Raw genomic sequence first — 7,043 nt, forward strand, 5'->3', positions numbered from 1 at the left:
GCCGGTGAGGGCATCGTCCAGTTCCACCAGTCCGCGATCCGATTCCGGCCCCACCAGGATGCCGTCGTCGAGGGTGAGGTTCTGCACGCCGCCGCCGCGCTTGCCTCGCTTCCGGGTCTTGGCATAGTCCACCAGGATATGGCGCAGCGTCCGCGCCGCCACCGCATAGAAATGAATCCGATCCTGGTAGGCCACCTGCGATCCGGCCAGCCGCACGTAGGCCTCGTTCACCAGCGCCGTGGCCCGCAGGGTATGGTCCGGCCGCTCGGATCGCAAATAACGACCCGCCAGTTTGCGCAGTTCGTCGTAGATCACCGGCATCAACTGGTCGAGAGCGTCCTTGCTGCCGCCCTGGCAGCGTTGAAGAAGCTCCGTAAACTGTTGCATCTGCTCCGGCATTCCGACTCCCCGGCATCCACCTCGCCTTTGGCACACAAGTTGAGGTTGCAGCCGATTGCGGCTCAACTCAAGGTGGACAAGCAACGCAGAGCAAAATGATGTCGATAATGGGGAAGATTCCACCCCGGCGTTGCAACGGTGCAATCGCTATGCCCGGAATTATACCGCAGCTCTTGTTGGATGACGCGTTGAGTATCAAATACTTCAAATCGGCCGGCACGTTTAGTCGGGTAGGGGTATATTCATAGATAGAAGTCCCTCCTCCTCGCCTCTCGCATTCCAGGCTCTGCCTCAGACGAGCACCGTTCAACCGCAAAGCCGAACGACTACTGGAGTTGCTATGAGCGTTCTCATACAATGCGACGCAAAGGATTATCTATCTGTAAACCGTAACAAGAGGCGAAGCTTACACAGGCAAGGACTAGCCGACAAAGCCAATCCTCCAGAGATCGCCTCCGAAAGGCCCCGGGCAGTAAGATCGACTTTTCTTGAAGATTTTACAATGGAACACTCTCTCCACGGACTGCAAATTGCTTCGGTCGCGATGGCCGGTACTTTCTGAACATCAACGGCCTCCGAACGACGGTCGATTTAACAGAGCGCTGGAAAGGTGTTAAGCATGGAATGCCTGGCTTGTAGAGACTTGGAACGAGCGTATGACGTAGTACGCAGCGAGTACAGCGACGCGCGTTCCTCTGCGTTTTATCCAATCAGCAATGAGTTTGCAGCCGCGAAGAATGTCGATATGGAACGGGCCCGGTACGAACTTGAAGAGCACCGCCTTCTGTGTGTCTTCCCGGGAAAGATAATCACGCTGCTCGCAAAACACGACACGTCCACGCGTCTACGACGGCCGGCGGCATAGTGCGCGCCCGGCACATAAGTTCTTCAGGGTCGCCCAATCGACACGGCCTGGGGTCGCGTCCCGCCTGATTGACCACCGAGCGCCGAGCTCACACCAACATCTTAGCGCCCTGATGGGGAAGAAACGTCCTCGGTATGTTCGCACTTGATCTGTGCACATTCCCATGTCTCAACCTTCCGCGTGTGGTCCACTTCAGCCAGGTAGAGTGTCCCTCCGCAGCCGGGACATTGTCGAAGAGACACACGCGATGCATCAAACTCGCCGCCGCCAAAATCGGAATAGCCGTAACCATCGCGAAAGATGCGATTGCAATCGCGCCGCTCGCACTGGTGGAACGATTCAGTTGCTTCCGATGCCGATTCCTCAAGCATGACGCGTCGCATCTGGGAATGGTGGAGGTCACACAAGGGATTGAAGTTCGTTTTGGGATGAACGTTCATGGCCTCCGCCCGGAGAAATCCCACGCTGCCGATGGCAATTGAGCGGAAGGGCGAAACTGAACCCACTGGGGATTGAGCCGGTATCAGTGATCGGCGACGGCATTTTCCGAAGCGCGGAAAGAACGGGGTAGATCTGCCGGGTTGAATTCCACCCCTTCGGCAACCAGTTGTTTTGCTGTCTGCGCCAGCGTCGATCGTTTCGAGATTAACCTGCCCTCCGCCTCCTTGCGATCGGCCGTCGAAGCGAACTGCATATGTTTATCCAGGTAGACGAGTTTGCGATCGTAGAAATCGATTTCCTGGTGGAGCGATCTGAGGAAGTATTTGTCGTGCGGCACTTGCTTTTTCATGAAGAGTTCCTTTGAGTAAAAGTAGAAATCGGCGGTCTCAAGCAAAGATCGGCGAGGGGACCTCGCCCGACCCTGCTTGCACACTTTCACTTCGTGAGCGATCCGATATGGGCAAGCGCCGCATTGTGCAATCGGGAAAGCCGCATTTGAACGCCTGAGGCGGCGGCTTCCCCCACGCTGCAAGCACCTATCCTATCGGCTCCTGCCAAAGCCTCGCCGATCGCCAAAGCTGCGCCCTGCGCCTCCACCAGAGCCCGTCTTTTTCCGTGCCTGGAAGCAGTTCTGGCAATACACGGGACGGTCTCCCCTGGGCTCGAATGGCACAGTGGTCTGCTGTCCGCACCCGGAACAGATCACCGATGTGCCCCGTGGCTCACTGCGCTGGTATCCCCCGCCCGATTGTTCCTGTTTCTTGGCCTGACGGCACTGTTTGCAGCGCTTCGGCGCAGAATATCCGCGCTCATTGAAGAATGCCTGATCTTCAGCAGTAAACGAGAATGGTTGTCCGCAATCGCTACAGATGAGTTCCTGATCCCCAGCCATGTATCTTCCTTTCGTCCTTGTTTCAATTGTGTGTTGCATTCGAAATACATCGAATGTGATTACTTGCGTTCATTGCTGAAGATTGCAGTCCACCGAGCCGTGCGTTTCCTGCAGTTGCTGATTCAAGTAACTCTGTCAAAACAGATGAAACAAATCATCGTTTTGTTGCGCTGGCAGGTGAGCGAGATAGATCGGCACGGACCGGTAAGAGCTCGAAGCGATCTCTTACCAGTCGTTGTGTCCGGCTAGACCAGCCGAACGTTCTCTGCCTGAAAACCTTTCGGCCCTTTCACGACGTCGAACTCGACCGTTTGACCTTCCTTAAGCGAACGAAATCCCTCACTCTTGATGGCTGACTGATGCACGAACACGTCTTCGCCGTTGGCACGGCTCAGGAAGCCGAATCCCTTTGCATCGTTAAACCATTTTACTGTTCCCTGTTCCATAGCTCTTCCTTTGTTGCGTGATGTATCGCTGAACTCAAGTGGTATTGATTGCGAGTTGAGCGGAAAAGCAGAACAGGCAAGAACGCCAAGTCGGATTCGACGATCAATGCTTATTCTACCACTATTTGAAGGTTCCGCTAACCGCGCGGGGCATTCGAGGGAAGAATACAGTCTCGGATGCGCGGTCAAATGCGATTGCACGGCGATTGGCTGGAACTGCAGGAATTGTCGGATGTCGATTAGGAGATGTGCCCAAGGAAGCGTATGCTGGCTACAGAGGGGATAATAGCGACTTCTTTCTTTTCAGCCTTCCTCCTCCTTGTGTTTCCGGCGCAGAACCCGACGTCAGCGAACCGGTTCAACCGACTACACCAAGACGAGCCCGGCTCTCAAGCAACCGCACGACTACCGAGAAGTGGGGCACATATGCGATCTGAATTGGTGTACTCGGCTGGGCTCAAGATTGAAAACCGCTTTCTGTTGTCCGCCACCGTCATGCGCGTTGCGCGCCTGCTGCACGTCAAGTCCGGGAGGACGGAAGACACCCTGAATCGAGTGTTCACCGATGTGGCCGAAGGCCGCTATATCGATCTGATATTTCCGGAGGTCGCTCCTCCTCCTGTCATCGACGAGCTAGTGGTGGCTCCCCTGGTTTGATCCGCAGAACATCTCTTGCGCTCCTCAACTACCAGGCATTCGGCAAGCCCGGCGCCCTAAAGAACGCAATGACTCCGGCCGCAAAAGAGGAGCCGAATTGATTACGTGGCCGAAAGAAGAACTGCGCAAAATCGCACAAGCCGACGATTTGCGTATCGCGCCATTCCGTGAGGACGGGATGACATGCGGCACCCCGACCTGGATCTTGTCCGTCGAGGTGGACGACGCCATCTATGTGCGCGGTTACAACGGACAAAAGTCGCGTTGGTATCAGGCCGCGGTGCGGCAGAAGGCGGGACAGATCCACGCAGCCGGCAGGACGATCGATGTGGCCTTCGAACCGGTAGACGGTCCCGGTGACGAACCAATCAACGTCCGCATCGATGATGCCTATCGGAAGAGGTACTCTCGCAGCCCGTATCTCAACGCGATGACCGGCAAACGTGCCCGGAGAGCGACGGTCAAGATCATGCCACGCGAAATCGGCCTTTGACCGCCTTCACAAATTGCACTCTCTCGCGAGCGCGAGTTTCAGGCAACCTCCGAATCACGAGGTGAGGGAACAAAGCTCCCTCAATCCCCATCTGGACCACATCACCGCATCATTGTGCTCCTTTCGAGGGGTTCACTGTAGACTCCTGTGGTTGCTGCTAGCGCGTCCTCCTAATTCTTCGCACTTCCGGAGCAAGAATATGGAACACGGGCGGCGTTTCGCTTGCGACAGCCTCGCTTGTGAACCTCCGGTGAACTTTCCTCCAGAATTTCCCCAAGCGGTCTGAGCCCATGAAGAGGTGTCCCGCTGTGAGAGGTCCCACAACGCGGTGATGTCCAACCGCGGCCAATCCCATGGATGCGATGCATCCACATTGAGTACAGTCCGGGTTTCCTCCAAACTGGCACGGCATGATCCTGGTAGTCAGATCGGCAGAGACGATTTCAGTTGTTCTGGCAAAGATGCATTCGCTGGGGTTGCGCGGCGGTGATGCTAACTCACGAATAACTGCCTCGGGCATATCCAGCTTTGTGTATTTAAGCCGTAATTGCCGGAGTTCGGTAATCGTCGCAGTCCGCTGAGAGGGCGTGAGTATTTCCTCGTCCGCAGCTCTCTGCTGCGGAGTGAAGATGCTGAACCACACCTTCGCGACCTCAGGCCTGCCGGTCCAGAAGCCGAGGAATTCGTCGAGGTAGCCCGGGCGCTCCGCGATCTGCGATGTGATGGTGCAGTGAACGGTTACTCTCGCTCGTTCGATGTTCTTGAGAATGCGTTCGTAGGTAGCCGGACTGCGTCTCGCATCGTGCTCAGGCTGCAGGCCGTCTATCGATACCACGATATTCAGCTTCTTGAACTGCATCCATGCCTCGGGAATGACTCTGAAGGCGCTCGTGACGATCTGTGTATGTACTCCGCGTTTCTCGATTTCCGGCAACATAGCATCGAGTTCGCGGTAACGGACCATTGGATCGCCCCCGACCAGAGACGCGTGGAGAGGTCTCATCTCATCGATCAGTGCAAGCACGCGCGCGACGAGATCATCGCCCCGGAAGTCGGAGAGTTCACGAAGTCGCGTTGCGCCCCCGAGATGCGCGTCGTCGAAGGCATAGCAACCCGGGCAGCGCAAAGGGCACTCTTTGGTGATCTCGATCGAAAGGGAAGGTGCGCGCCCGGCCAGGATCCTGGCCCATGCGCGAATGACTTCGGCCTGTTTCATGTTGCCTCCGATTCAGGCGTATTACATCTCACGGGAAAAGTGAACGGATGCGAAAGGCCTGAAAATGAGTCTTCCGCCAGATTGGTGTGTCAGCGTGAGGTGTGGTTGATCGGATTTGAATAGTAGATATCGAAACTGCATATGCCCGAGCTGGGTGGAGGCACTCTCTCAATGTTCAAGAGGGTTCCAGCCAGGAGCTCCGAGAGCAGAACAAGATCGTTTGACAGGGCTGCTAAATAACTCCGCGCGGACAATTGCACGTCAACCCAATGCTTATAAGTCCTGGAGAAAACCATCGCAAGGCAGATGGGCATCTCGATGAGCAAAAGCGCGATCAGTATCGGCAGATATCGACTGGCTTGCATAAATATCCGGGCCGTACATGCGTATAAAGTTTGACCTGGCTGGGCCGCATGAAATTATGATTCAACAACCCTCGCCACTTTGATTCTACGCTCTTTGAGTCGCCGATGCCCGATTTCACGCGAAGAGGCCGTAAAGGATGTCCACCAGCATCAGATCCGGAAGGCCGCGCTTCATCCGGTCGAGCGCCTCGTTACCGTTGCAGACGATCCCGACAACTTCATAGCCGCGCCGCTTCAAGAGGCGACGAAGATGGTCGCTCGAAATTCGCTCGTCCTCGACGATAAGAATTCGCGTTTTGACCGTCCCTGCTTCCTTCTGACTGCCTTATCTCAGCAGCGCATCAGTTCTGATGCTCCTGTGGCACTCACGGTCATTCCCCACAAACGGTTGCCAGTCGTCGAGAGATCATACTCGAACCGCTTTGGGCTCACGAGCCTTTTGGCGCGCCCCAACCCGAATCACTATTGGGACCACGCAACCTGGCTGCAAACCACAGCGTGTTCTAAAAACCGGCCTTGAAGCGAGGCCCCTGAATAACTCTGAATGAAAAGGAAAGCGTGTCAGGGCATGACTTCAATCGTGCTGCAGAAAGTCGATAGGATCACAGGTCTCAAAAGCCCCTGAGGTCTTTGCTTCGTGCTCGCCACTCTCAGGAGTTTTTCCGCAGCCTTGCCAGAGACTAGCAGCCATCAAAAGGCAGCCATCCCGCGGAGAGTGGCTTCAGTCTTTTGAGTTATGGTGCCCGGAGGGGGACTTGAACCCCCACGGCCTTGCGGCCTGCGGATTTTAAGTCCGCTGCGTCTGCCGATTTCGCCATCCGGGCGCGGTGCGAGGCGCACTCCATTATCGCACCCGGCCAGGTGCATGCTTTCGGGACGGATAGCCACAAGCGACGCGGAAATCAGGCCCAAATACCGGAACGCGGACAGGCCATTCCGCGAACCCAAATAGCTCGCGCACTGGAGCCGCACCCGCCGAAATCGTCCAGGCTCTACTGCGGTTTCTTGAAGCAAATATTCTCGCCGTCGAGCTGGTACTCGGCGGAGCAGAAATCGCCGCCGCAGATCATCGGCTCAAATCCGATTAACTGGCGGCGCGTGATCAGCCCCATGGTGCCGCAGCGCGGACACGACATCACGGCGACAAACGGATTCTGCGCGTTGCCCAGCAACGTCTGGTTTTCCAGAACGAAAACCGTACCGGGGTCCATTCTTTCCGGGATCCACTCTTCCAGAAACTGCAGGTCGGCTGCCATCTTGCCCTCCACG

The 7,043-nt window shown here is 56.2% G+C and carries 10 protein-coding genes and 1 tRNA gene; 3 read left to right on the forward strand and 8 right to left on the reverse strand.

Going from position 1 to position 7,043, the window contains the following annotated elements:
- Positions 1–399 (reverse strand): ECF-type sigma factor (locus VMU57_RS22010; protein WP_325387363.1); only part of this gene is annotated, 399 nt, incomplete at its 3' end.
- A gap of 999 nt (positions 400–1,398) precedes the next feature.
- Here VMU57_RS22010 and VMU57_RS22015 point away from each other — a divergent pair.
- Entirely contained in the window at positions 1,399–1,746 is a 348-nt protein-coding gene (locus tag VMU57_RS22015; RefSeq protein WP_325387365.1) for a hypothetical protein, read from the forward strand.
- Positions 1,747–1,787: 41 nt separating this feature from the next.
- Here the strand turns inward: VMU57_RS22015 and VMU57_RS22020 are convergent, their stop codons facing one another.
- The 3 genes from VMU57_RS22020 to VMU57_RS22030 form a co-directional block, all read right to left on the reverse strand.
- Positions 1,788–2,054, reverse strand: coding sequence for a hypothetical protein (locus VMU57_RS22020; protein ID WP_325387367.1), 267 nt, complete (start codon positions 2,052–2,054; stop codon positions 1,788–1,790).
- A 192-nt stretch (positions 2,055–2,246) separates the two neighbouring features.
- Positions 2,247–2,576, reverse strand: a complete 330-nt coding sequence (locus VMU57_RS22025; RefSeq protein WP_325387377.1) for a CxxC-x17-CxxC domain-containing protein — start codon at positions 2,574–2,576, stop codon at positions 2,247–2,249.
- Positions 2,577–2,842: 266 nt separating this feature from the next.
- Positions 2,843–3,043, reverse strand: coding sequence for a cold-shock protein (locus VMU57_RS22030; protein ID WP_325387369.1), 201 nt, complete (start codon positions 3,041–3,043; stop codon positions 2,843–2,845).
- Positions 3,044–3,469: 426 nt separating this feature from the next.
- Here VMU57_RS22030 and VMU57_RS22035 point away from each other — a divergent pair, with 426 nt between their 5' ends.
- A complete protein-coding gene (locus VMU57_RS22035; protein WP_325387371.1) occupies positions 3,470–3,700 on the forward strand; it encodes a hypothetical protein in 231 nt (76 codons plus the stop codon).
- Between the two features lie 97 nt (positions 3,701–3,797).
- Complete coding sequence (locus tag VMU57_RS22040) at positions 3,798–4,193, forward strand: DUF2255 family protein (RefSeq protein WP_325387372.1); 396 nt, start codon at positions 3,798–3,800, stop codon at positions 4,191–4,193.
- A gap of 157 nt (positions 4,194–4,350) precedes the next feature.
- Here VMU57_RS22040 and VMU57_RS22045 read toward each other — a convergent pair whose 3' ends face one another.
- The 4 genes from VMU57_RS22045 to VMU57_RS22060 form a co-directional block, all read right to left on the reverse strand.
- Positions 4,351–5,409 carry a radical SAM protein gene (locus VMU57_RS22045; protein WP_325387374.1) on the reverse strand — a complete coding sequence of 353 codons (1,059 nt, stop codon included), beginning with the start codon at positions 5,407–5,409 and terminating at the stop codon, positions 4,351–4,353.
- A 480-nt stretch (positions 5,410–5,889) separates the two neighbouring features.
- Positions 5,890–6,063, reverse strand: a complete 174-nt coding sequence (locus tag VMU57_RS22050) for a response regulator (RefSeq protein WP_325387379.1) — start codon at positions 6,061–6,063, stop codon at positions 5,890–5,892.
- Positions 6,064–6,511: 448 nt separating this feature from the next.
- Positions 6,512–6,598 (reverse strand) — tRNA-Leu (locus VMU57_RS22055).
- Positions 6,599–6,766: 168 nt separating this feature from the next.
- Positions 6,767–7,043, reverse strand: a 277-nt coding sequence (locus VMU57_RS22060; RefSeq protein WP_325387375.1) for a hypothetical protein, incomplete at its 5' end; no start/stop codon positions are given.

It is taken from the genome of Edaphobacter sp., from assembly GCF_035532915.1.
Classification (GTDB): domain Bacteria; phylum Acidobacteriota; class Terriglobia; order Terriglobales; family Acidobacteriaceae; genus Edaphobacter.

Coding starts and splice junctions, on each gene's coding strand:
- VMU57_RS22035 (WP_325387371.1), top strand. CDS start 3,470: ATGCGATCTGAATTGGTGTACTCGGCTGGGCTCAAGATTGAAAACCGC.
- VMU57_RS22015 (WP_325387365.1), top strand. CDS start 1,399: ATGTTCGCACTTGATCTGTGCACATTCCCATGTCTCAACCTTCCGCGT.
- VMU57_RS22030 (WP_325387369.1), bottom strand. CDS start 3,043: ATGGAACAGGGAACAGTAAAATGGTTTAACGATGCAAAGGGATTCGGC.
- VMU57_RS22045 (WP_325387374.1), bottom strand. CDS start 5,409: ATGAAACAGGCCGAAGTCATTCGCGCATGGGCCAGGATCCTGGCCGGG.
- VMU57_RS22020 (WP_325387367.1), bottom strand. CDS start 2,054: ATGAAAAAGCAAGTGCCGCACGACAAATACTTCCTCAGATCGCTCCAC.